The sequence below is a fragment of the Micromonospora sp. NPDC005257 genome (assembly GCF_042872445.1).
GTDB lineage: Bacteria > Actinomycetota > Actinomycetes > Mycobacteriales > Micromonosporaceae > Micromonospora.
In genome coordinates this window covers 74,925-96,061 of the sequence record NZ_JBIAKL010000001.1, presented here as the reverse complement: position 1 = coordinate 96,061, position 21,137 = coordinate 74,925, and the positions used below count along the sequence as shown (strand labels likewise).

Here is a 21,137-nt window from a genome sequence, read left to right as displayed (position 1 = left end):
CCAACGTCACTTGGCTTGGGCGTTGGGCGTGGCGTGGGCATGAAGACGGCCACCGCGTTGATCATCGATGGTTTGTGAGGACAACCGAAGATCGTGCGGTGGCCGCGTGAACCGCCCCGGATCTTGTAGAGACTTCCCCGCTTGGGAAGGATCGAGAGATGGCAGGAACGAAGCCGTATCCGCAGGAGTTGCGGGTGAGGTTCCCCCGGTAGCTCGGAGGCTTTCGATCATGCTCTGATGGAGCTGAAGGGAGTCATCCGTGGCGGCACCGAAGAAGTACGCCGATGAGCTGCGTGAACGTGCGGTGCGCTTGGATCGGGAGTCGGACCCGAAGCCCGTGATCCGTCAACTGGCCCGCCAGCTTGGGGTGCATCACGAGGCGTTGCGCAACTGGATCCGCCAGGACGAGGCCGACCGTGGTCAGCGCGACGACCGGCCGACAACCTCGGAGGTGGAGGAGCTGCGTCGGCTGCGGCGGGAGAACGCCGAGCTGAAGCGGGCCAACGAGATCCTGAAGCTGCGTCGGCTTTTTTCGCCTCGGAGCTCGACCCGACCCGGCGACGGTCGTGACGCTCGTCAACGAGCTACGCGATCGCTTCGGGGTCGAGCCTGTCCTTCGGGTCATCGGCGTGGCCGTCTCCACCTACTACGGCTGGCTCCTGGCTGTGGCTCCCCGTCAGCTTTATAGATCGTGTACCGACCGGACTTGCGGCAGCCCGTCCTCGGTCAGCACGATCGTCATCCGGGGGTGTCCGGGAGGAGTGCGCCGGGGCCGTCCGGCACGTCCACACGCGGGTCGATCGGCGGGTACACCTCGGGATCGAGGTCGGGGTTGGTCATCGGCTCAGTATTCGACGCCACCGCCGGGACCGCCCGCCGAGCACGACGACGGGCGACGCTCGCCGGCGCGACAGCCGGAGGAAGCGGCCCTCGCTGCGCGGCGAGCGCGACGAGGGCCGCGGCCCGGGCGGGTGGCAGCGGACGGCGGGCGGTGGTCAGTCGGGCGGGGCCATCCGGCGACGCAGTTCCCGCTTGAGCACCTTGTGGCTCGGCCCGAGCGGCAGGTCGTCGACATACCGGACCTGCCGCGGGTACTTGTGCCGGCCCAGATGCTCCCGCGACCAGTCGATCATCTCCTGCTCGTCGGGCAGGCCCGGGCCGGCCGGGTCCGCCACCACCACCGCGCAGACCTCCTCGCCGTGACGCGGGTCGGGCACCCCGATCACCGCCACCTGGCCGACCGCCGGGTGCCCGGCAAGGACCTCCTCCACCTCGCGTGGGTAGACGTTGAAGCCACCCCGGATGATCATGTCCTTCTTCCGGTCGATGATGGTGATGAACCCGTCGGCGTCCTTGCGTCCCAGGTCACCGCTACGGAACCAGCCGTCCACCACCGCCTCCGCGGTCGCCTCGGGCCGCCCCAGGTAACCGGCGAAGACGTTGTGCCCCCGGATGACGATCTCGCCGAGCTCTCCGGTCGGCAGCAGCTCGATCCGCTCGTCCACCTCCGCGCGGGCGATCTCCACCTCCACGCCCCAGACCGGGTGCCCGATGGTCCCGGCGCGGGTGCCGAAGTGCGGCTGGTTGGTGGTGGCGGTGGGTGAGGTCTCGGAGAGCCCGTACCCTTCGAAGACCGTCGTCTGGAAGGCGGCGTGGAACCGTTCCAGCACGGCCACCGGCAGCGACGCCCCGCCGGAGACGCAGAGCCGCAGCCGGGGCAGGTCGTCCCGGTCCCGGGCGGCGTCGAGCAGCGCCACGTACATGGTGGGCACGCCGTGGAAGACGTCCACCCCCTCACGCAGCATCAGTTCGATGGCGGCCGGCCCGGTGAACCGGCTCAGCAGCACCAGCGTCGCGCCGATCCGGAAGGTGCCGTTCATCGCCACCGTCTGGCCGAAGCTGTGGAACAGCGGCAGGCAGCCGAGCACTACGTCCGTCCTGCGCGCGTCGTTGGCGTCGAAGACGTTCACGGTGGCGTTCATGACCAGGTTGAGGTGGGTGAGCACGGCGCCCTTGGGCACCCCGGTGGTGCCGCTGGTGTAGAGCACCACCGCCGGGTCCTCCGCCGACCGGGTGACGTACGACGGCAGCGGTGGCAGCGGGTGGCTCAGCTCCTCCAGGCGGGGCGCGACCGCGCCGGCGGCCGCCGGCCCCACGGTCACCAGCGGCACGCCGGCCGCCGCCGCGGCGGCGGCGCCCAGGGCGAGCTGGGAGCTGTGGCACACCAGCAGCTTCGTGTCGCTGTCGGTCAGCACGTGCGCCGCCTCGTCCACGGTCAGCAGCAGGTGCACCGGGACGAGCACCGCGCCGGCGGCGAGGGCCCCGTAGTAGACCCGGGGGAAGTCCACCACGTTCGGGGCCAGCAGGGCCACCTTGTCGCCGGGGCCGACCCCCCACTCGCGCAGCCCGGCGGCGTAGCTGCGCGCCTCCAGCCACAGCTCGGCGTACGTCACCCGGGTGTCGCCGTCGACCACGGCGACGGTGTCGGCGTGCCGGCGGGCGGACTCGGCCAGCACCATGGCCAGCGACAGCGCGGTCATCGGGCCACGCCCCGCACCAGGCGGCTGACCGTCTCGGCGACGCAGACCGGCTTGCCGCCGGCGTCGCTCTCCACGGTGACCGCGGTGACCACCTGCACGCCGCCGTCCACGGGTGACACCTCGGCCAGGGTCGCGGTGGCGCGGACCGCGCTGCCGACCCGGAGCGGGGCCGGGAAGCGCACCCGGTTGAGGCCGTAGTTGACCCCCATGGCCACCCCCTCGACCCGGTAAAGGCCACCGGCCAGCGCCGGCAGCAGGGACAACGTGAGGTAGCCGTGCGCGATGGTGCCGCCGAACGGGCCGGCCGCGGCCCGTCGCGGGTCGATGTGGATCCACTGGCGGTCGTCGGTGGCGTCGGCGAACCGGTCGACCCGTTGCTGGTCGATCCGGAACCAGGGGCCGGGGCCCAGGGTCTCGCCGGTCGCCTCGGCCAACTCCTCGATGGACGCGAAGACCCTCATGCCAGGTGCCCTCCCAGCTTCGTGTAGCCGCGCAGCAGGTCGCGGGAGATGATCAGTCGCTGCATCTCGTCGGTGCCCTCGAAGATCCGGTAGAGCCGGACCTGCCGGTACCAGCGCTCGATCGGCAGCTCGCGGGTGTAGCCCATGCCGCCGTGGATCTGCAGAACGCGGTCGACCACCCGATTGACCATGCCCGCGCCGTAAAGCTTCGCCATCGAGGAGGCGTGCCGCGGGTCCATGCCCTGTTCGACGGTCCAGGCGGCGCGCAGGATGAGCCAGCGGGCCGCCTCCAGCTCGGTCTCCGAGTCGGCGATCATCCACTGGATGGCCTGGTTGGTGCCGATCTTCGCGCCGAAGGTCTCCCGGGTGTTGGCGTGGTCGATGGCCATCGACAACGCCCGCTCGGCGATGCCGACGGCGTGCGACGGGATAATGTAGCGGCCCTTGCCGATCCACTCCATGCCGAGGCTGAAGCCCTGCCCGGGCTCGCCGAGGATGTTGCGCCCGGGCACCCGGACGTCGTCGAAGACCAGCGAGGCGGGGCCACCCTCGCCCATCGTCTGGATGAACTCCGAGCGCCAGCCCATCGACCGGTCCACCAGGAACGCGGTGGCGCCGCCGTGGCGGGCCCCCTTCTCCCGGTCGGTCACCGCGATCACGATGGCGAAGTCGGCGTCGTGACCGCCGGTGATGAAGGTCTTCTCGCCGTTGAGGATCCAGTCGTCGCCGTCGCGGCGGGCGCTGAGCTTGATGTTGGCCGCGTCGGAGCCGGCGCCGGGCTCGGTGATCGCGAAGCAGCTGCGCCGCTCCCCCTCGATGGTCGGGACCAGGTATTCGCGCTTCTGCTCGTCATTGGCGTGGAACAGGATGTTGTCCGCCTCGCCGCCGAACCGGAACGGCACGAACGAGCGGCCGAGTTCGGTCCAGATCAGGGACTGGGTGACGGCCGGCAGGTCCATGCCGCCGTACTCCTCCGGGGTGGCCAGCCCCCAGAACCCGAACTTGCGCGCTCTGAGCTGCAACTCGCGCAGCTCGCTGTGCTCCAGTCCGGGCCGGTGCGCCCGTTCCCGCCGCAGCAGCTCCTGCTCCAGCGGCATGACCTCCCTGGTGATGAAGTCGCGGGCGGTGTCGCGGATCGCCCGCTCGGTGTCGGAAAGCGCGAAGTCCATGTCCCCTCCGGGTGCTGGTCCGCCGGCGCGCCTCAGCGCGCGCCGCCGTTGACGTACAGGGTCTGTCCGCTGACGTACGACGCGTCGTCGCTGGCCAGGAAGGCGATCACCGAAGCGATCTCGGTCGGCTGGGCGACCCGGCGCAGCGGGGTGTGCTCGGCGACCATCCGCTGATGCTCCTCCGGGCTGCTGCCGACCCGCTGCGCGGTGGCGGCGGTCATCGCGGTGGCCACGTAGCCCGGGGCGACGGCGTTGACCGTGACGTTGTACGGGCCGAGTTCGATGGCGAGGGTGGCCGTCAGGCCCTGCACCCCCGCCTTGGCCGCCGCATAGTTGACCTGGCCCCGGTTGCCGAGGGCGGAGCGGCTGCTGAGGTTGACGATCCGGCCGTAGCGGGCCGCGACCATGTGCTGTTGGGCGGCCTGGCAGCAGAGGAACATGCTGGTCAGGTTGGTGGTCAGCACCGCCTCCCAGTGTGGCAGGGGCATCTTGAACAGCAGGTCGTCGCGGGTGATGCCGGCGTTGTTCACCAGCACGTGCAACCCGCCGTACGCCTGCACCACCCGGTCGCTCATCGCGGCCACCGCCGCGGGGTCGGTCACGTCGCAGCCGATGCCGACGGCCCGGCCGCCGGCCGCGGTGATCTCGTCGGCGACCGCCCGGCTGCGCTCCTCGTCGAGGTCGACCACGGCGACGGCGGCGCCCTCGGCGGCCAGCCGGTGCGCGGTCGCCGCGCCGATGCCCTGCCCGGCGCCGGTGACGACGGCCACCCGGTCGGCGAATCTGGTCACGGTTCTCCCCTTTGCTAAAAGGCGTTGACGCCGGTGAGCGCGCGCCCGATGAGCAGCTGCTGGATCTGGCTGGTGCCCTCGTAGAGGGTGGCGACCCGGGCGTCGCGCAGGTACTTGCCGACCGGGTACTCGTCGATGTAGCCGTACCCGCCGAAGACCTGGACGGCGTTGTTGGCCGCCCGGACCGCTGCCTCGCTGGCGAAGAGCTTGGCCATCGAGGCCTCGGTGGCGAACGCCTCGCCCCGGTCCACGAGGTCGGCCACCCGCCACACCAGCAGCCGGGCGGCGGCGGTGTCCACGGCGATGGCGGCGAGCAACTGCTGCACCAGCTGGTGCCCGGCGATCGGCTTGCCGAACTGGGTGCGCTGCCCGGCGTAGCCGACCGCCGCGTCGAGGCAGCCCTGGGCGATGCCGACGCAGCCGGCGGCCACCGACATCCGGCCCTTGGCCAGAGTGGCCAGGGCCAGCCGGAACCCGCCGCCGGCCGGGCCGAGGCGCGCCGAGTCGGGCACCCGGACGGCGTCGAAGCGCAGCTCACCGGTTGCCTGCCCACGCAGCCCGAGCTTGCCGTGGATCTCCCTCCGGGTGAGCCCGGCGACGTTGGTGGGCACCAGGAACGCGCTGATGCCCCGGTGTCCGGGTCCGCCGGTGCGGGCGAAGAGCAGGACCACGTCGGCCACGGTGCCGTTGGTGATGAACGTCTTCGCGCCGGTGATCAGCCAGTCGCCGCCGTCGCGGGTCGCCCGGGTGGTCAGCGCGGCCGCGTCCGAGCCGCTGTCCGGTTCGGTCAGGGCGAAGCAGCCGAGCGCGGTGCCGGCGCAGAGCCGGGGCAGCCACTCGGCCCGCTGCGCGGCGGACCCGTGCGCGGCGATGGCCTTGGCGACCAGCCCGAGCGACACCGAGACGATGCCCCGGACGGCGGAGTCGCCCCGGCCGAGCTCCTCCAGCACCAGGCAGTAGGAGAGGTGGTCGCCGCCGGACCCGCCGTCTTCCTCGGGGATGGTCAGCCCGAGGAAGCCCAGCCGGCCGAGCTTGTCCACGATCTCCGGGTCGACCGACTCGCGCCGGTCCCAGGCCGCGGCGTGCGGGACCACCTCACGGTCGACGAACTCGGCGGCGAGCTGACGAACCGCCGCCTGCTCTGCGGAGAGCTGAAGGTCCATGCGGCATAAACTAGCGCTGCAAGTTTAAGTAAGTCCAGACCCGGCTGTGGCAGAGTTGCCGCGGACCGACGAGTGAGCGAGGGAGGCGCGGATGCCCCGGCCGAGGCAGGCCCTGCTCAGCCGGCAGCGGATCGTCGATGCCGCCACCGCGCTGATCGACGCGGACGGGCTGGAGGCGTTCTCCACCCGCCGGCTCGCTGCCGAACTCGGCGTACGCGGGCCCTCGCTCTACAACCACTTCGCCACCAAGGACGAGATTCTCGACGCGGTGGCCGACAGCGTCACCGCCCAGGTGGACGTCTCCTTCTTCGGGCGCCTCGACTGGCGCGAGGCGCTGCGCCGGTGGGGGCACTCGTATCGCGCGGCACTGGCCGCGCACCCGAACATCGTGCCGTACCTGGCCCGCGGGCCGGGCCGGCGGCCGGCGGCGCTGGCGATGGCCGACGCGGTCTACGGCGGGCTCGTCGCTGCCGGCTGGCCGCCCGCACGCGCGACGCACATCGGCGCGCTGATGCGCTACTTCGTGGCGGGCTCCGCGCTCGGATCGTTCGCCCGTGGCTTCGTCGAGGACCCGGGGTTGTACGGGGAGCGGTATCCGCACCTGACCCAGGCGCACCGGCTCGCCGAGCATCAGCAACGGGTGGACGAGGGCGCCTTCGCGCTCGGCCTCGACGCGCTCATCCATGGGCTCTCCCGCACCTACGAGGAGCACATCGGGCCGCTACCACCCCTCCCGCCAGCCGATCCGGGGCACTAGAGTAAAAACTTGCAGCGCTAGTTTTTGACCACCGTGAGGGGCGCGATGGATCTCGCACGAACCGACATCTATCTCGACGGAGCGTGGGTCGCCCCCTCCTGCGGGCAGACCATCGCGGTGCACAACCCGGCGACCGAGGAGGTGCTGGCGAGCGTGCCGGCCGGCACGGCGGCCGACGACGAGAAGGCAGCGGTGGCCGTCGCGAACGACTCCCGGTACGGCCTGGCCGGCGCTGTCTGGTCCGCCGACGAGCAGCGGGCGGTGCGGGTCGCCCGGCGAATCCGCACCGGAGCCGTCGACATCAACGGCGCGCCGTTCAACCCGCTCGCCCCGTTCGGCGGCTACAAGCAGTCCGGCCTCGGCCGGGAACTGGGTCGCTACGGGCTCGACGAGTTCCTCCAGACCAAGGCGATCCAGCGATGAGGGCGCTGCTCGCCCGCGGCGTGGACCAGCCGCTGACGGTGGAGGAGGTGGAGCTGCCGGACCCCGGGCCGGGTGAGGTACGGGTGCGGGTACGGGCCGCCGGGGTCTGCCACTCGGACCTGTCCATGGTCAACGGCACGGTCGCGCCGCCGTACCCGCTGGTGCTCGGGCACGAGGCGGCGGGCGAGGTGATCGAGGTCGGCCCCGGCGTCGACCGGGTCCGGCCCGGCACGCACGTGGTGCTGAACTGGGCGCCGCCCTGCCGGCGGTGCTGGTACTGCAGTCGCGGCGAGCCGTGGTTCTGCGAGCGGACGGGCTCCCCCGCGACCGCCCGGGGCCGGACCTCGGACGGTTCGCCGCTGCACGTCGCCCTCGGCCTCGGCGCGCTGGCCGAGGAGGTGGTGGTGCCGCAGGAGGCGGTGATCGACGTTCCGGCGCAGCTGCCGTTCGCCACCGCAGCCCTGCTGGGCTGCGCCGTGCTCACCGGGGTCGGCGCGGTACGCCGGACCGCCCGGGTGGCGCCCGGCGACTCGGTGGCGGTGATCGGTCTCGGCGGGGTGGGCCTGTCGGTGGTCTCCGCCGCCCGGGCCACCGGCGCCGATCCGGTGCTCGCCGTCGACGTGTCGCCCGCCAAGGCCGAACTGGCCGCCGCCGCCGGGGCCACCGACTTCCTCGTCGCCGACGACGCGCTGAGCCGGGCGATCCGGGAGCGCACCCACGGGCGTGGCGTCGACCACGCCCTGGAGTGCGTCGGCCGCGGCGTGACCATCCGCGCCGCCTGGCGGGCCGCCCGGCGCGGCGGGCAGGTCACCGTCGTGGGGATGGGCGCGCGGGACGACGTGGTCAGCCTGAGCGCGCTGGACATCTTCCACTCCGGGCGGACACTGCGTTCCTCGGTGTACGGCTCGTCCGACCCGGACCGGGACCTGCCCGAGCTGGCCCGCGCCGTGCTCGACGGCACCCTGGACCCGGCCACCCTGATCACCGACCGGACCGGCCTGGACGGCGCCGCGGCGGCGTTCGACCGGATGGCCCGCGGCGAGGGCGCCCGTACCGTCGTGCTGCCCTGACCGTCGCCGCCCGCCGCCGCGCCGGGTTCAGTGCAGCGCGCGGGCGAGCTCGGTACGGGACCGGATGCCGAGCCGATGGAAGATGTTGCGCAGGTGGTGGTCGACGGTCCGGGTGGAGAGGAACATCCGGCGGCGATCTCGCGGTTGGTGGCCCCCTCGGCGACCAGCTGCGCGATCCGTAGCTGCTGCCCGGTGAGCAGCCGGGCGGCCGGCAGCTCCGGTGTGCCGACCGACTCGCCGGCCGCCCGCGGCTCGGTGGTGGCCTGCTCGTCCCAGACGGTCAGCCCGAGCAGACCGGAGGTTTCCCGGGCGGCGTGCAGGTGCTCCCGGGCGTCCCCGGGGCGGTGGCTGCGGCGCAGTTCCCGGCCGAGGAGCAGCTCACCGTCCTCGGTCAGCACGATCGTCACCGGGACCTCACGCGGTGGCGGTCTCTCCGTGGCCTCGCGCAACGTGCGGTGCGCGGGACATTCGCCGCATGGCTGCAGCGGGTCCGGGCACCCGACGAGGGCAGACGTCAGCCGCTGGACCCCGTTGACGGCGACTGGCCACGCCCAGTCCATGTCCCACGGCTCCTCCCAGGGCGAGTGGAAGCAATCAGGTCGACGGCCCGGACGACTGGTGGCACTACAAGATTCGCCTTATCACCGGCGAGTGGCCGTCCACCTGGGCATGATCCAGGAGGCATGATCGTAGGAACGGTGAGGAAGGTGCCGTTGCCGACATTCTCCTCACCGCTCCGCGTCACATGGTCGGCCCGTCACGGGCAAGTCGTACACCGCTCCAGCGGACGCAACCTCAACCCCCACACGTGAAGCCCGATCATCAGTGAACCGATGGACGGAAGAACCATGCCGTGATCAGATCCGGCGATCCACACTGAACTTGGTCCGAAGTCGGGTCAGTGGTCGTAGGCGATCAAGGACCTACTACATCGCCAAGCCGGTACAAGCCCCAGACGTGTCCGGCATCCTCGAACGGCTCGGCAGCCACCCGAGCAACCAAGGATCGTCGCCAGGAGAGAACGATGCACACCGATGACGAACTTGGTTGCCGCACCGCGTAAACGGGGGGTTTTCGGGGGGCGGTTCAAATCTCCATCGAAGAAAATCAAAGCCCTGACCAGTGTTCCCGCTGGTCAGGGCTTCTTCTTTGTCGGGACGGCCGGATTCGAACCGACGACCCCTTGACCCCCAGGACGACTCGCCACACGTCCACGCACGTCACGCACACTGTCTCCACGGTCAGGCCGTGCAGTCGACGGCATCCCGGCCACTATCGCGCACACCGTGAGGTCCCCATCGGGTCCCCAGATCGCCGACCCCCTCGGCGACCGCAGCGTGCGATTGAGGAAATGCGGACCCGGCCGCAAGGCACACGGCGACGGCCCGGCTTGTCCTGCCTCGCCACACCGGCCGCCACGGCAAGGCGCCTGGATCATCCCGCATCGGCCGGTTGTAGCCTCAGCCCCTATGAGTTGGCTGCCTGAGGATTTCGTCCACCCCGTCTACGTACCCGTGCCCAACACCGCGCTTCACCTACGGCCGATCCGCGAGTCGGACACCGCGATCGACTACCCCGCCGTGATGGGCTCTCGAGAGCGCTTGTGGGAGATCTTCGGCCCGGCCTGGGGTTGGCCCGAGGAGACGATGACCCATGAAGAGGACCGCATCGACTTGCTGCGGCACGAGAAGGAGATAGCCGCGCACCAGTCGTTCAACTACGTGCTGCTGAACGACGAGGAGACGGCGATCTTCGGCTGCGTCTACATCGATCCGCCCGAGCGCACCGGCTCCGACGGAGAGGTCTCCTGGTGGGTGGTGGACGACCTCGTCGGCAGCGAGGTGGAGCGCGCGCTCGACGCCCTGGTGCCGCAATGGATTGCCGCAGATTGGCCCTTCCAGCAGCCCCGTTATCTGGGCCGCGACATCACCTGGCACGACTGGCTTGCGCTGCCGCGCGCCTAGGAGGCCCATCGGCCCGGCCCACGTCCCGCGTCGTCGAGGCGGCCCGCGTCGTGGGCCGCCTAGATGATGCGAAAGGAGCAATTTGGCAGGTAACGGGCTGGCCACATTGCTTGACCAACGGTCAAGCAACGCCAGGCCAGCTCCAACTTGACTGATCTTGGTCCCAAGAACGGCGAAAGGGCCAACCCGTTTTCCGGATCAGCCCTCTGACCTGCGTCGGGACGGCCGGATTCGAACCGACGACCCCTTGACCCCCAGTGAACTAGCAGGTCTACCGGCACCTGCCGGACCGTATCGAATCACGCCGAACATGCAGGTCAACGGCCAAGCGGCGGTCCGGCCCGCATCGAACCTTGTCGGGCCGTCCCGGCCCGTCCGTGAGACGGCTGTGAGATCTCACGGCGCTCGGGGCTTGGGAGAGGCGCTGGAGTTCATCAGCCAGCGCCTCTCCATCGGCTACGCAATCGTCAACTCAACCCAGTTGACGACGTCCACGACGTTGGTCGACCTCCTACACTCCGCCACCATGACCCACAGCGACGTCCATCCCTCGGCGATCACCGAAGCCGCCACCGCCAACGAACGGCAGCAGGTGCAGCGCCTGTTCGAGGAGACCATCGGCGACATTGCCCCGGGGGCGGTGCCCGCCCCTACCAACTCCTACTTCCCGGCCCTGGTGGCGCAGTACCGGCCCCAGGACACCGGTGTCCTGGCTGGCGCAGCACTGGCGGTCCGCAGTCAACTCGCCGGCCGAGCCGCCGAACTCGCGGCAGCGGGCGCGCCCCTGCCACCTCCGCTGCGGCGGCTGCTGGCACCCGGGGTGTTGGACCGGCACCGCGAACTCGACCTGATCGGGGTGCGGCGTGACTTCCGCGATCGTGGCATCGGGTCGCAGCTCCTCGCCTACGTGGAGGGCCGGCTGCGGGCAGACGGGGTGAGGGTGCTGTTCGGCAACGTCACCGACGGGCTGGACGCTGAGGCGTTACGCCGGTTCTACGGCCGACACGGCTACCGGGTGCTGGACGACGGGCAGGACTTGCCGCCGCTGCTGGGGGCAGAGTTGATGCCTTCGATGGCCACGCTGCCGGTGCCGCCTCGGTTCTTCTTCTTCAAGATGCTGACCGGGTAGTGTCCGTCGGCCCGAATGGGTCGCGCCGAGCCGGCGCAGACGGGCGGAGGCCGTCCGCACCGGCTAGGCATCCCGGCTCAGTCCAGCACCCGGTGGGCGGCGACGAGCACGGTGGCGCCCGCGCCGATCGCCGCGAGCGGCCCCCCGACGAGGTAGCCGATGGTGGCCGCGGCAGCCGTGACCATCGCGATGATGGCCCACCGCTGCGGCAGTCGCTGCGGCTCTCCCGGCTCCTGGCCGGCAGTCCGTGAGGGACGTGGACCTATTCTGGACATGCGGCAACTCCTTGGTTGAGCGCGAAGGCTGATCCGCACTGCGGCCTCCTGGGGTGGATCCCGGGGGCCGTCCGCGGTACCGGCGGACGGCTGGCGCAGTGTGCGCGGCGAGGAGGTCCATCTGGTTGGTGGGCCCTGCCGTGGCGGGGCGGTGATCGCCCGGCTGGTGTCCATAGAAGCGTCAGCGGGGCAGCCTGCCAAGTGGATCATGTATCATGGTCAACACGCTTCGTTCCGTCCGACATCTACTGGGACATGAAGATAAAGAGATGACGCATAAGACGGATCAAAACGTTCGGTTAAGTACGTCGCATCCCCGTCGCTGAGCTTGCGAGGGCAGGTTGATCATGGCCACGACCCACCCCATCGACCCAGACAAGCCACCGTCCGCAGCGGAGCGCAAGCACTTGGAAACCCGGCTGCGCCGCCTCTACGACGCGGAGAAGTCCTACGTCAAGGCAAGGGCAAACCTGGCCGCGATTGCCACGCTCAGCATGTCCAGCAGCCCGGTCGCCAAGGGCGAGGTACGGGTCCGCGAGACGTTCGTCTACCGCGAGGACCCCGCCCCCGGAGACGCGTCGGACCGCAAGCTCCCACCAAAGAAGTACTGGCCGCCCGCCGGCCGGCTGGCGAACCCCCGCGGCGCGGCGCTGCGGCTGATGCTCATCGCCCTGTTCGAGGCGCAGGCCCGCACGATGCCCGGTCAGCGGCCGGACAACCCGCGCCCGCTGCAGGGCAAGGGCAACGAGATCGGATGGACGGACCTGCTGGCTACCGATGCGAAGCCGGCCTTGGACGGGCTCACGGCGATGAGCGTTTCGGCCAAGAAGGGACGACACCTGTTCAGCGCTCTGGAGCTGCTGCACGCGGAGGACCTGATCTCGCTGCCCCACGGTCAGGATCGCAAGAACAAGCACCGTGGGTTCCTGCTCAACGACGAGGGCGGAGAGCGACCCAGTGGCCCCAACGACCTCTACGTGGTGCCGCGCAAGACCGAGAACTATTTTTCTCTCCCGGTCGCGCTGTTCACGAACGGATGGATTCACGTCCTGGAGGACAGCGAGTTGCGGTACCTACTGATGCTGTGCCGCTACCACCACATGGTGCCGGATGGGTTCGGGTTCAAGGTCAAGGCGGGAACCAGGTTGCTGCACATGGCCATCGGGCCGGACACCTACGACCGGCACATCTGGTTCACCCGGTTCGGCCTCAACGAGGTGACCCCGGACGACGGCCGCCGCGATGACGGCACGGTCGAGGAGTACGGCAAGGGCAGCAAGGCCATCCCGCACACGCTGCGACTACTCCCCAAGGGGTTCGAACGGGACGCCCTGAAGATCGTCACGAAGGTGATCGACGAGCAGTAGAACCGCTAGTCCATCAGCCGACGCACCCAGTAGCGGGGGTCGAGCGAGTGGCCAGCGCCGTGGCCGGCCGACCGGCGTCCCAAAGTACGTCTCGCACTCCGCCATCTAGGCTTCGGTTGGCGGCCGCTCGCAAGCTCGCTGGCTACTGGCCCTCAACCTTTAGGAGACCGCGTGAACCCGGACCACATCGTTACCGACAAGGACCGGTGGGGCTACCTGAAGGGCGCACGATTCGTCGGGCCCGACGAATGGGACCAGCACCGGTCCAAGCACATCGACCGGCGACGCCTGTTCCTGGAACCGCTGGCAGAAGGATTGTCCCGCGCCGCCGACCAGAAGGGGCGGATCCTGGATTTCTGGCCGAACCGCTTCTACGAGGGCCCCATGTCGGATGCGATGCGCGACGAGGACGACCCGGGGTCATGGAAGTTGACGTACGACCGGTTCACAGCGATGACCTTGTCGGTGTTCATGTTCGAGCTGGTGGAGTCCGGATTGCTGGCGACACGGGGCAATGGGGACTCGGTGGACTACTGGCTCTGCCTGCCTGGTGGTGAGGCGTGACCGCCGAGGTGGAGCCGCCGGACGCGCACCCGGCGTACCAGGTCGCGCTCGACATGGGTCATGGCCCCACGTTCGAGGTGCAGGCCGTGCCGTTCAGCGACCCGAGCTGCGATACCCCGCACGCCAACCTGTGTTCCGTGTGACCGGCGGCGACTACGAGATGGCGTTCTCGTGCCGGTCGCTGCTCTCCGAAGAGGACATGAGTGCGCTAATCGACGCCTTGACGAGTGCCCGTGAGGACGCGCGCAAGCAGGCTGCGCTGTTCGGCTGGACGCCGGTGGCGGGGCAAGCGGGCGAGTAGCGCACTTCTTGCCCTGAACATGGGCAATGCCGTCTACCCGTTCGAGGTAGCCGGCATCGCGCTGCCTGAGGTCAGCCGGGGTACCGCCCCGCCACAACCAGCGCGACATACGCCGTCGCTGTCAGGAGTGCAGTCCCCTGGCCGCTGCGGCGGCTGCAGTGCGATGAGGGCAGTGCGGCGGCTGTTCCCCATGGCTACCATCATCCCTAGAGGGATCGCAACGGGTGTCCGATGCCGGCGAACACCCCCCACTGCCGTCGCTCATCACCCCTGGAGGGATCGCAACTCCTCATACACGTGCTCATTTGTGTTCCAAGTCAAGCCCGTCGCTCATCCCCACAGAAGGGTCGCAGCACTTACGCGACGACGATGGCCAGGACCGCAGGTCGCCTATCATCCCTGAAGGGATCGCAACAACACCCCGCCGGTCACCGTCTTGTTCGCCAGCGCCGCCGTCGCTCATCACCCCTAGAGGGATCACAACCGGTCCAGGTGCTGCTTCTTGTACATGTGGTCGGATCGCTCATCACCCTCAAAGGGAATGCCACATGCTCAGGTTGTTGATGCCCTCTCCGCAGAACCGCCTTGCTTGATCACGGCGAATGGTGCGGCCATCCAGAGGGACAGTTACAACAGGACCCATCGTCGGTGGCGCTCGTCGGCGTCGGGTCGTTCACCATCCCTGGAGGGATCGCAACATCAAAAGCCTCCGCTTGGAGTCGGTAAAGGTTCCGGGTCGCTCATCACCCCTTGAGGGATCGCAACCCGGTGATGGTGTCGCTGAGGTCCTCTTCCGCGGGTCGCTCATCACCCCTCGAGGGATCGCAACTTGTACGCCGGCACGATCGCCACGACGTGCAGCGCGGGTCGCTCATCACCCCTGAAGGGATCCAACCTGCTGTGCGCCTCGCGCTGCGGGTGTCGTCGCTAATCACCCTGGAGGGATCGCAACGTGGCCTCCCAGCCGATCATGCACCGGACTTTCTGCCCGTAGCTCATCACCCCTGGAGCATCGCAAGGCGGTCACCTCGTCGCCGGCCGGTCGCTCGTCACCCCTGGAGGGAGCTCAACCGTGCCGCTGCCCGAGATCGCTCGGGCAGGTCGGGCGTCGCTCATCACCACCGAAGGGATCGCAACCAGTGCCAGGCGTCGCGCTCGTCGTCGGCCCGACCTGCAAGTTGCTCATCGCTCCCCGATGAAGCTCAACGGTTCCTCTCGGAGAGGTTGACCTTGCGGGAGGGGGCGTCCATCATCGCTGGAGGCATCGTAATTTGCGGATGAAACCGGCCCGCTTGTCATACCTGCGCCGTCGCTGATCACCCCAGGAGGGATCGCAGTCCGCAGTGCGGGCAGGGGACGCCGATGAGGGACTGGGTTGCTCATCACCCCTGGAGGGATCGCAACGTCGTCAGTCCGTCGCCGGTCAGGTAGCAGGTCAGGGTCGCTCATCACGCCTGAAGGGACGCAACACGGCGTCCTGGTCGACCTCGACCGGGTAGCGCCAGAGTCGCTCATCACCCTGGAGGGATCGCAACACGGCCGGGCAGGGGGCAAACCAACCGATTCGTCGAAGTCGCTCATCACCTCTGGAGAGATCGCAACCGACCAGCCTTGATGGCGTCGCGGTGGTAGCTGATGCGCGGTCGCTGATCACCCCTGGAAGGATCACAACTAGCTCATGCGCGCGGCCAGCGCCCGGTCGACGTTGGGTCGTCATCACCCCTGGAGGGATCGCAACGAGTAGTGCGCGGCCTGCGAGTAGTAGATCCGGGCGGGTCGCTCCTCGCTCCTGGAGGGATCTCTATTCGGTACGGATCTCGTCGTTGGGCAGGAGGCGCGGCGTCGCTCATCACCCCGGAAGAAATCGCAAATGGTGCCTGCGGGGCTCGACCGGCTGCATGCCCGCAGGTCGCTCATCACCCCTGGAGGGATTCCAAAGGATCACTGCGGAAGGACCGGAGTCACCCCCCGTCATTAGTTGCTGCGCGAGCGCCGTTGACCGATAGCAACATCGATCAATGAGATGATTTCGCGGTGTCGCAGCAGGAGGCTGTCAGACGTTCCACGCCATCCGTACCCGCACGTTTCGGCTGCGGTGAAAGCGCAGCGCAGTAGGGAAGACAGATCCCGAGGCAGAGCATCCGACTCGGCCTGACTGAGCTCCCACTTCACGGCGAGCTGGTGCGCCGCTTCGGCCACCACCGCGTCCGGATCGGTCTCGTTTCCATGGGTGATCGGGGCACGATCCCGGGCATGGTTGAGCAGAAGAAGCACCCGCTCAGGCAACGCCTCGGGCCTGTCGCGACGGGCAGCGACTTCCTGGAGCGCCTCGCGGAACTGCCTGTACTTCAGACCGGCCGGCCCGCTCGTCTGGGTGGCGCCAACCGACGCCTCCATCGCGTCGGCCGCGAGGACCAACAGCCGAATCTGGTCGGCTTCGGCATACGAGAGCGCAGCCTCAACCAGCTCCAGGCGCTGGGCGATCATGCCCATCTTCCAGTCCCCGGCGTGGCCCGACGCTGCTGGCCCTTCGTTGCCCCCCAATGGCCCCCGGCAGGCAAACGCATCGGCCAGTTGCCGCGCCTTCTCGATGACCGTCCTGTCGATCGCCGAGGCCGCCAGCAGCCGCCAGGCGACGTCCAGCTCCAAGCTCTGCAGGGCTCGACGGGCGGCGATCAGGAGCGGCAGGTCACCACCGGTCAGAGCTGGCCACTGGTGCACCTCGTAAGCGCCCGGGCTTCCGGACTTCGCGTTTTGGCGGACGAACAGAGGGACGCCTCGCCTGGCTCCCAGCCGGCGCATCGCGCCCAGCAATGCCAGCACCACCGACTTGCTGCCCGTGGGGATCAGCAGGAGCGCCGCGGTCTCGCGGGTCAGCCTGGCATCGATGGCACGTTCAATGGTCGTCGACTCGGCACCCGCCAGGTCGGTCCACTCGATCCAAGCCTCACCCCGGGGCTCCCCCGTCGCCTCGTGAGTGGAGGTGCGGATTCGATGGGCGTCGGCCTCCGCGAGGTCACGGCTGCCATGTCCATCGTCTACGCCTAAGATGAGCGCCCGGATCTGCATCTTGTCCAGGCCGACGTGTCTGCTGACCGCCTCTGGGAGATCGTGTTGGCTGAGCTGTTGACCAACTGTTTCACCTGCGACGATGGAGCGACGCTCGCCTTCGATACTCCCAGACCTTCTCTGAATGCCCGCCGGCCATACCGCCAGTACGGTGTCGGCCGGAGTGACCGGCGGCTCGGGTAGACCGACATCCGCCCAGCCGGTCTCGTCGGTCTTGTAGCGGGACAGGTATTCCCCGAGGATCTTGGAGTCGCAGCCGGCGGGCGGGCGGAGGTTGTGGCTTCCCTTGCCGATGTTCTGCAGCGAGGTGACCACCGGGCCGAACAGCCACCTGTAGGACTGGAGGTCGATCGAGGCGCAGACCATCGGGTCGTCGTGGTGGTTGTGTGTGATCTTGCGCAGCTTCGCGCCGAGCGGAGGGCCGCCGTTGGGCTTCTCGTATTTGCGGAGCAGGTCCTCGGCCCAGGGATGATCGGCCTTGTCGAGGGCGAGCAGTTCCTCATAGCGACTGGTGACGTAGCGGCGCACGGCAAGACTGGCGGTGCCGTCTCGGCGCACGACGGCGTCGGCGAGCACAGCCCGGAGCGAGGCGCAGTCCCGCGCTTCGAGGCCAGCGCGGCGGCGTTGCGCGGCTCGATCGATCAGGTCGTGTTGGGCGTCGGTGAGCTGGACCGTCGGCGGCTCCTGGCGGGCGAGGTCGGCCAGGGAGTCGTACATGCGCCAGCGGACGAAGACGCCGACGACCGGGTCGACGTCGAGTTGGTCGAGTGGGTCGACGACCGACGCTCCGGCTGGATTGTTGGTGAGGACGAGCTGCCACGGAACCCCCGCCTGTGAGAGAGCAGTGAGTGCGCCCATGGCCATCGTCGTAGAGCCGGATCCCCAGGTCATCAGCGCCTGCTCGTACGACGTTGACTCCCCCAGGTGGGCGGTGAGCGCCGTAACCACCGATTCTTCCTGCAGGTCCGGAACGGCCAGCGCCGCGGCTGTACGGAACGGGTAGGCGTCGTCTTCGGCTGCGCGCTTGTTGATGATCGCGGCGATAGCCTCCGCGATGGGCAGGGTGTCCAGGCAGTGAGGTTGTCTCTGGTCGGTGCCGAGCACCACGACCGTCAGGTCGGGTGTGTTGTCGAGGACGGCCAGCGTGCCGAGTAGCGGGCTCGGTCTCTGCGTCTGGGCCACGCCGTTCTGCGGGATGCCGGCCGAAAGGAGATCGAGGGCTGCAGTGGCGCCGGCCGGGCCGGCCAGGGCGGCCATGAGTTCTGCGCACCGCGCCGAGACGAGCGCGGCGCGCGTTTCCTCGGAGCCGGCGCCGGAGCCGAGGAGGAGATCGGCTTCTCCGGCGATGTGGACCAGCAGACGCATGGCCGCCATTGTGGACCCTACGCCTCCTGATCGTCACCTGCTGTCACGGCCGAATCCTTAAGCTGATCCGATGGAGCTGGCGTACGACGGAGCGGTGCCCGAGGTGCTCAATCTGACCCCGCACGTGGTGCGCCTGGTTGGCGACAGCGCAACGCTGGAGGTGGCGCCCGCCGGTCCGCCGGCCCGCCTGGTGCTGCTCCCGGATCGCGCCGACGGCGCGGTGCGGATCGGCCCGTTGCTGGTGCCGCTGAAGCGGACCGCGGCCTCTCCCGACGTTGTCGGCCTGCCGGACGCGCAGCCTGGCGTACTGCTGATCGTTGCCCGGCCGGTGGCTGAGGCCTTGCCGGATCGCAACGACCTGTTCTACCCGCATGACACGGTTAGAGACGCTGACGGTGTCGTTGTCGGATGTCGGTCACTTGCCCGTCCGGTGGTTGCCGCCAACGACTGAGGTCGTATTTGCTGGGCGTCCTTCTCATGACCACCTCACTACCTGCCACGCTCCGCGACACGCGACGTTCGGATACTTTTGTTGTTTAACTACTCCCGTACTTCTAGTAGCCTCACGACCGTGCATGTCTTACCTGTCGCAATCCCGGCGGCCGAGGCGCGCCGCGCCGATGTGGTGGAGGCGCGGTTGGCCCGCAAGGTGGCCCCGCTGTTCGGCTTGGCTGCCGACCTTCCCCCGTTCCACCGCTCCTGGGTGTGTGACTACACCGCGCTCTCCCTCGCGGAGATCGGTCGTGGCGCTCCGAGCCCGGATCGGGCCGAACGGTCCAGGCTGGAGGCGGCCTCGACGGCCCGCTCCCATGAGGGTGACCATCCCGGGTGGGCCTGGTCGGGCCGCTCGGTCTGGTCCAGCCAGCAGAGCGGGATGCCCGGCGCCCTCACCAACGCGACGTTGAACCGGTACGGCCCGGACACCAAGGCCGCGGCGGTCCTGGCCGCCGCCAACCGGCTGCTGCGGGACGCCACGTCCGCAGTGGCAGCCGCGTCCCGGCACCTCGCTGCCACCGGCTGCGACCCCGAGGTACGGCTGGCGGTCTGGGCCGGATTGATCCTGGAGGCATACCGAGCGCAACCGGCGCTCGTGGTCGCGGCCGTCCAGGCACGCCAGGTCCAGCGATCCTTGGCTGCTCGTTGGGGTGCGCAGGTCGACCGGGCAGGGGTGCGCGGGGATGATGCCCCGGCCGAGATCCATCCGCCGGGCGTCGAGACCGACGACGCTCCGGAACAGGCTGCGGCTCGATGGCAGCCCACCTCGTTCGACCTCGTCGACTCGACCCTTCCGGCCCTCCGCCTCGCCGATGATCCGACCACCGGCCCCGGCCTCGTTACCGTGGACGCGCTCGACGACATCGCCTCGGCGTGGTGTCACCGACTGCTCGGCATCGGACGACCTGGTCGAGGAGTGGTGTGGCTGACCGAGGACGCAGGAGGTTCCCGCCAGGTTCAGGCGATGGTCCGGGTGGGCGCCGCCGTGGCGCCCTTCGTGGCGGCCACGCTCGGCGGTACGTCCGCCGCCGACCGGAGCAGTCCGCCGGCGCTGCCCGTGCTGCCCGCAGGCGAGGCGCTGGCAACGGCGCCGCTGTTGCAGCGGCGGGCGCAGCTGCTGGTCGCGCATGTCGCGGCCAACTACGTCCGGTACCGGGACGAGTGGCTGCTCACCTGGCCGGAGCTGCGCACCGGAACCCGTGAGCTGGTGGACGTCGCCGTCCAGCAGTGCGCCCGGGTTCTCGACGACGAGGATCCCGTGCCGCTGCAACTGCGGGCGTACGCCGCGTACCTCGATGTGTGGGATCCGGCCCGGACCAAGGGACCGGCGAGCGGCAGTGGAGAAGAGGATCCGGCAGTACGGCGGCTCGTCGCGACGCAGCAGCGGACGATCGATGCATGGCGGTCCGGGCGCCTGGATCCCGGAGCGGCGGCGTACCTGTTGGAGATCGGTGTCGTCGCGCTGCGCGGCACCGGTGTGGACGCGTCGACGGTCGGCACCTGGTGGTCAGCGATCCTCGCGGCGCGGGGGTTGGACGCCGGGGATGACCTGGCCGCCCGCGTCGACTCCGTCAGCGACGCCCAGGTGTTCCACCTGCACCACTACGTGCCCTGGTTGGCGGAGGGCGGGCGGCGGGCGGACCTACGCCGGGCGCTGGCCGTGCAGGAAAGAGTCGCGGCCGTACGCGCCGAGGTGGTCCGGCGGGAGCCGGCCGGGTTCGCGGCGAAGTCCGCGGCAGCACGGGATGCACACGAGCGGGCCGCCGAACTCGCCACCGATCTGGCGCTGGCCACGCCGGAGCGGGAACGCGGCGTGCGGGCACGGGTGCTGCGGGACGCGATCCGCCATGTTCAGGCGGTCCTGGCCGATCCGAGCACCCGCGCGCTGCTGGAGGAAGCAGATCCGCAGCCTGCGGCACTGAACACGGCACGGGTGGTGGCTCGGGCCCTGGCCGCGGCCGTCTCCCATGGGCTGGACGTGGACCCATCTGACGCCAAGGACGCCGTTGCGCTGCTCGACGCCGCGACCGGCAGTTCCGATCGGGCGTCCGCCGACGTCGAGATGGCGCTGGACGGCACCTCTCATCTGCATCAGCTCGACGGATCGCTTCACTCCGCCCTGCGAGGTTGGCGCGCCGATCTAGCCGGCGTCGTCGACCGGCAGCCCACCCATCAGACGGACGACTCAGACGCCTCCTCCCCCACTCTCCTTCTCACAGGCGGTGAAAGCTGAG

Annotated in this window: 20 protein-coding genes; 12 read left to right on the top strand and 8 right to left on the bottom strand. The window is 69.6% G+C overall.

Features of this window, described 5'->3' with window-relative positions; translation table 11 throughout:
* Positions 1-259 precede the first annotated feature (259 nt).
* Positions 260-688 carry a transposase gene (locus tag ACFYO8_RS00400; RefSeq protein ID WP_355095992.1) on the top strand — a complete coding sequence of 143 codons (429 nt, stop codon included), beginning with the start codon at positions 260-262 and terminating at the stop codon, positions 686-688.
* A gap of 307 nt (positions 689-995) precedes the next feature.
* On the opposite strand, the gene ACFYO8_RS00395 is transcribed toward ACFYO8_RS00400, so the two are convergent.
* Genes ACFYO8_RS00395 through ACFYO8_RS00375 form a run of 5 tightly spaced genes read right to left on the bottom strand, consistent with a single transcriptional unit; the run spans position 996 to position 6,124 of the window.
* A complete protein-coding gene (locus ACFYO8_RS00395) occupies positions 996-2,540 on the bottom strand; it encodes a long-chain fatty acid--CoA ligase (protein ID WP_355047327.1) in 1,545 nt (514 codons plus the stop codon).
* Positions 2,537-3,001: a MaoC family dehydratase gene (locus ACFYO8_RS00390; RefSeq protein ID WP_194799872.1), complete on the bottom strand. Its 465-nt coding sequence runs from the start codon at positions 2,999-3,001 to the stop codon at positions 2,537-2,539. The genes ACFYO8_RS00395 and ACFYO8_RS00390 overlap by 4 nt, the downstream gene beginning before the upstream one ends.
* Positions 2,998-4,170, bottom strand: coding sequence for an acyl-CoA dehydrogenase family protein (locus ACFYO8_RS00385; protein WP_355047326.1), 1,173 nt, complete (start codon positions 4,168-4,170; stop codon positions 2,998-3,000). The genes ACFYO8_RS00390 and ACFYO8_RS00385 overlap by 4 nt, the downstream gene beginning before the upstream one ends.
* 32 nt (positions 4,171-4,202) lie before the next feature.
* Positions 4,203-4,961, bottom strand: coding sequence for a 3-oxoacyl-ACP reductase FabG (locus ACFYO8_RS00380; protein WP_354874381.1), 759 nt, complete (start codon positions 4,959-4,961; stop codon positions 4,203-4,205).
* Between the two features lie 14 nt (positions 4,962-4,975).
* The gene (locus tag ACFYO8_RS00375) at positions 4,976-6,124 is read right to left on the bottom strand and encodes an acyl-CoA dehydrogenase family protein (protein ID WP_174533219.1); all 1,149 of its coding nucleotides are present in this window, start codon (positions 6,122-6,124) and stop codon (positions 4,976-4,978) included.
* A gap of 91 nt (positions 6,125-6,215) precedes the next feature.
* Between ACFYO8_RS00375 and ACFYO8_RS00370 the strand changes: the two genes are divergently transcribed.
* Genes ACFYO8_RS00370 through ACFYO8_RS00360 form a run of 3 tightly spaced genes read left to right on the top strand, consistent with a single transcriptional unit; the run spans position 6,216 to position 8,374 of the window.
* Complete coding sequence (locus ACFYO8_RS00370; RefSeq protein ID WP_354874383.1) at positions 6,216-6,881, top strand: TetR/AcrR family transcriptional regulator C-terminal domain-containing protein; 666 nt, start codon at positions 6,216-6,218, stop codon at positions 6,879-6,881.
* A gap of 45 nt (positions 6,882-6,926) precedes the next feature.
* Entirely contained in the window at positions 6,927-7,304 is a 378-nt protein-coding gene (locus ACFYO8_RS00365; protein WP_387256596.1) for an aldehyde dehydrogenase family protein, read from the top strand.
* Positions 7,301-8,374 (top strand): alcohol dehydrogenase catalytic domain-containing protein, encoded by a 1,074-nt coding sequence (locus tag ACFYO8_RS00360; protein ID WP_354874385.1) that lies wholly within the window; start codon positions 7,301-7,303, stop codon positions 8,372-8,374. The genes ACFYO8_RS00365 and ACFYO8_RS00360 overlap by 4 nt, the downstream gene beginning before the upstream one ends.
* 27 nt (positions 8,375-8,401) lie before the next feature.
* Here the strand turns inward: ACFYO8_RS00360 and ACFYO8_RS00355 are convergent, their stop codons facing one another.
* Positions 8,402-8,500, bottom strand: a complete 99-nt coding sequence (locus tag ACFYO8_RS00355; protein ID WP_354874387.1) for a LuxR C-terminal-related transcriptional regulator — start codon at positions 8,498-8,500, stop codon at positions 8,402-8,404.
* Positions 8,501-9,843: 1,343 nt separating this feature from the next.
* On the opposite strand from ACFYO8_RS00355, the gene ACFYO8_RS00350 reads away from it, so the two are divergent.
* Positions 9,844-10,338 (top strand): N-acetyltransferase, encoded by a 495-nt coding sequence (locus ACFYO8_RS00350; protein WP_355015273.1) that lies wholly within the window; start codon positions 9,844-9,846, stop codon positions 10,336-10,338.
* Between the two features lie 526 nt (positions 10,339-10,864).
* Positions 10,865-11,467, top strand: coding sequence for a GNAT family N-acetyltransferase (locus ACFYO8_RS00345; protein ID WP_387256595.1), 603 nt, complete (start codon positions 10,865-10,867; stop codon positions 11,465-11,467).
* Positions 11,468-11,544: 77 nt separating this feature from the next.
* Here the strand turns inward: ACFYO8_RS00345 and ACFYO8_RS00340 are convergent, their stop codons facing one another.
* On the bottom strand, positions 11,545-11,742 hold the full coding sequence (locus ACFYO8_RS00340) for a hypothetical protein (protein WP_387256594.1): 198 nt from the start codon (positions 11,740-11,742) through the stop codon (positions 11,545-11,547).
* A gap of 347 nt (positions 11,743-12,089) precedes the next feature.
* Here ACFYO8_RS00340 and ACFYO8_RS00335 point away from each other — a divergent pair, with 347 nt between their 5' ends.
* From ACFYO8_RS00335 to ACFYO8_RS00320, 4 genes are all read left to right on the top strand, one after another.
* Complete coding sequence (locus tag ACFYO8_RS00335) at positions 12,090-13,109, top strand: hypothetical protein (RefSeq protein WP_387256593.1); 1,020 nt, start codon at positions 12,090-12,092, stop codon at positions 13,107-13,109.
* A 171-nt stretch (positions 13,110-13,280) separates the two neighbouring features.
* The gene (locus tag ACFYO8_RS00330; protein ID WP_387256592.1) at positions 13,281-13,673 is read left to right on the top strand and encodes a hypothetical protein; all 393 of its coding nucleotides are present in this window, start codon (positions 13,281-13,283) and stop codon (positions 13,671-13,673) included.
* Positions 13,670-13,816: a hypothetical protein gene (locus ACFYO8_RS00325; RefSeq protein WP_387256591.1), complete on the top strand. Its 147-nt coding sequence runs from the start codon at positions 13,670-13,672 to the stop codon at positions 13,814-13,816. The genes ACFYO8_RS00330 and ACFYO8_RS00325 overlap by 4 nt, the downstream gene beginning before the upstream one ends.
* Complete coding sequence (locus ACFYO8_RS00320; protein ID WP_387256590.1) at positions 13,813-13,974, top strand: hypothetical protein; 162 nt, start codon at positions 13,813-13,815, stop codon at positions 13,972-13,974. Before ACFYO8_RS00325 ends, ACFYO8_RS00320 begins: the two co-directional genes overlap by 4 nt.
* A gap of 1,974 nt (positions 13,975-15,948) precedes the next feature.
* On the opposite strand, the gene ACFYO8_RS00315 is transcribed toward ACFYO8_RS00320, so the two are convergent.
* Positions 15,949-18,408, bottom strand: a complete 2,460-nt coding sequence (locus ACFYO8_RS00315; protein ID WP_387256589.1) for a hypothetical protein — start codon at positions 18,406-18,408, stop codon at positions 15,949-15,951.
* Between the two features lie 70 nt (positions 18,409-18,478).
* Here ACFYO8_RS00315 and ACFYO8_RS00310 point away from each other — a divergent pair, with 70 nt between their 5' ends.
* Positions 18,479-18,859 (top strand): hypothetical protein, encoded by a 381-nt coding sequence (locus ACFYO8_RS00310; RefSeq protein WP_387256588.1) that lies wholly within the window; start codon positions 18,479-18,481, stop codon positions 18,857-18,859.
* Between the two features lie 120 nt (positions 18,860-18,979).
* Complete coding sequence (locus tag ACFYO8_RS00305) at positions 18,980-21,136, top strand: hypothetical protein (protein ID WP_387256587.1); 2,157 nt, start codon at positions 18,980-18,982, stop codon at positions 21,134-21,136.
* The last annotated feature ends 1 nt before the right edge of the window (position 21,137 follow it).

Bases quoted from the DNA above. Each gene is read 5' to 3' on its own strand.
- ACFYO8_RS00395 (WP_355047327.1), bottom strand. From the start codon at position 2,540: ATGACCGCGCTGTCGCTGGCCATGGTGCTGGCCGAGTCCGCCCGCCGG.
- ACFYO8_RS00390 (WP_194799872.1), bottom strand. From the start codon at position 3,001: ATGAGGGTCTTCGCGTCCATCGAGGAGTTGGCCGAGGCGACCGGCGAG.
- ACFYO8_RS00385 (WP_355047326.1), bottom strand. From the start codon at position 4,170: ATGGACTTCGCGCTTTCCGACACCGAGCGGGCGATCCGCGACACCGCC.
- ACFYO8_RS00375 (WP_174533219.1), bottom strand. From the start codon at position 6,124: ATGGACCTTCAGCTCTCCGCAGAGCAGGCGGCGGTTCGTCAGCTCGCC.
- ACFYO8_RS00370 (WP_354874383.1), top strand. From the start codon at position 6,216: ATGCCCCGGCCGAGGCAGGCCCTGCTCAGCCGGCAGCGGATCGTCGAT.
- ACFYO8_RS00365 (WP_387256596.1), top strand. From the start codon at position 6,927: ATGGATCTCGCACGAACCGACATCTATCTCGACGGAGCGTGGGTCGCC.
- ACFYO8_RS00360 (WP_354874385.1), top strand. From the start codon at position 7,301: ATGAGGGCGCTGCTCGCCCGCGGCGTGGACCAGCCGCTGACGGTGGAG.
- ACFYO8_RS00355 (WP_354874387.1), bottom strand. From the start codon at position 8,500: ATGTTCCTCTCCACCCGGACCGTCGACCACCACCTGCGCAACATCTTC.
- ACFYO8_RS00350 (WP_355015273.1), top strand. From the start codon at position 9,844: ATGAGTTGGCTGCCTGAGGATTTCGTCCACCCCGTCTACGTACCCGTG.
- ACFYO8_RS00345 (WP_387256595.1), top strand. From the start codon at position 10,865: ATGACCCACAGCGACGTCCATCCCTCGGCGATCACCGAAGCCGCCACC.
- ACFYO8_RS00340 (WP_387256594.1), bottom strand. From the start codon at position 11,742: ATGTCCAGAATAGGTCCACGTCCCTCACGGACTGCCGGCCAGGAGCCG.
- ACFYO8_RS00335 (WP_387256593.1), top strand. From the start codon at position 12,090: ATGGCCACGACCCACCCCATCGACCCAGACAAGCCACCGTCCGCAGCG.
- ACFYO8_RS00315 (WP_387256589.1), bottom strand. From the start codon at position 18,408: ATGCGTCTGCTGGTCCACATCGCCGGAGAAGCCGATCTCCTCCTCGGC.
- ACFYO8_RS00310 (WP_387256588.1), top strand. From the start codon at position 18,479: ATGGAGCTGGCGTACGACGGAGCGGTGCCCGAGGTGCTCAATCTGACC.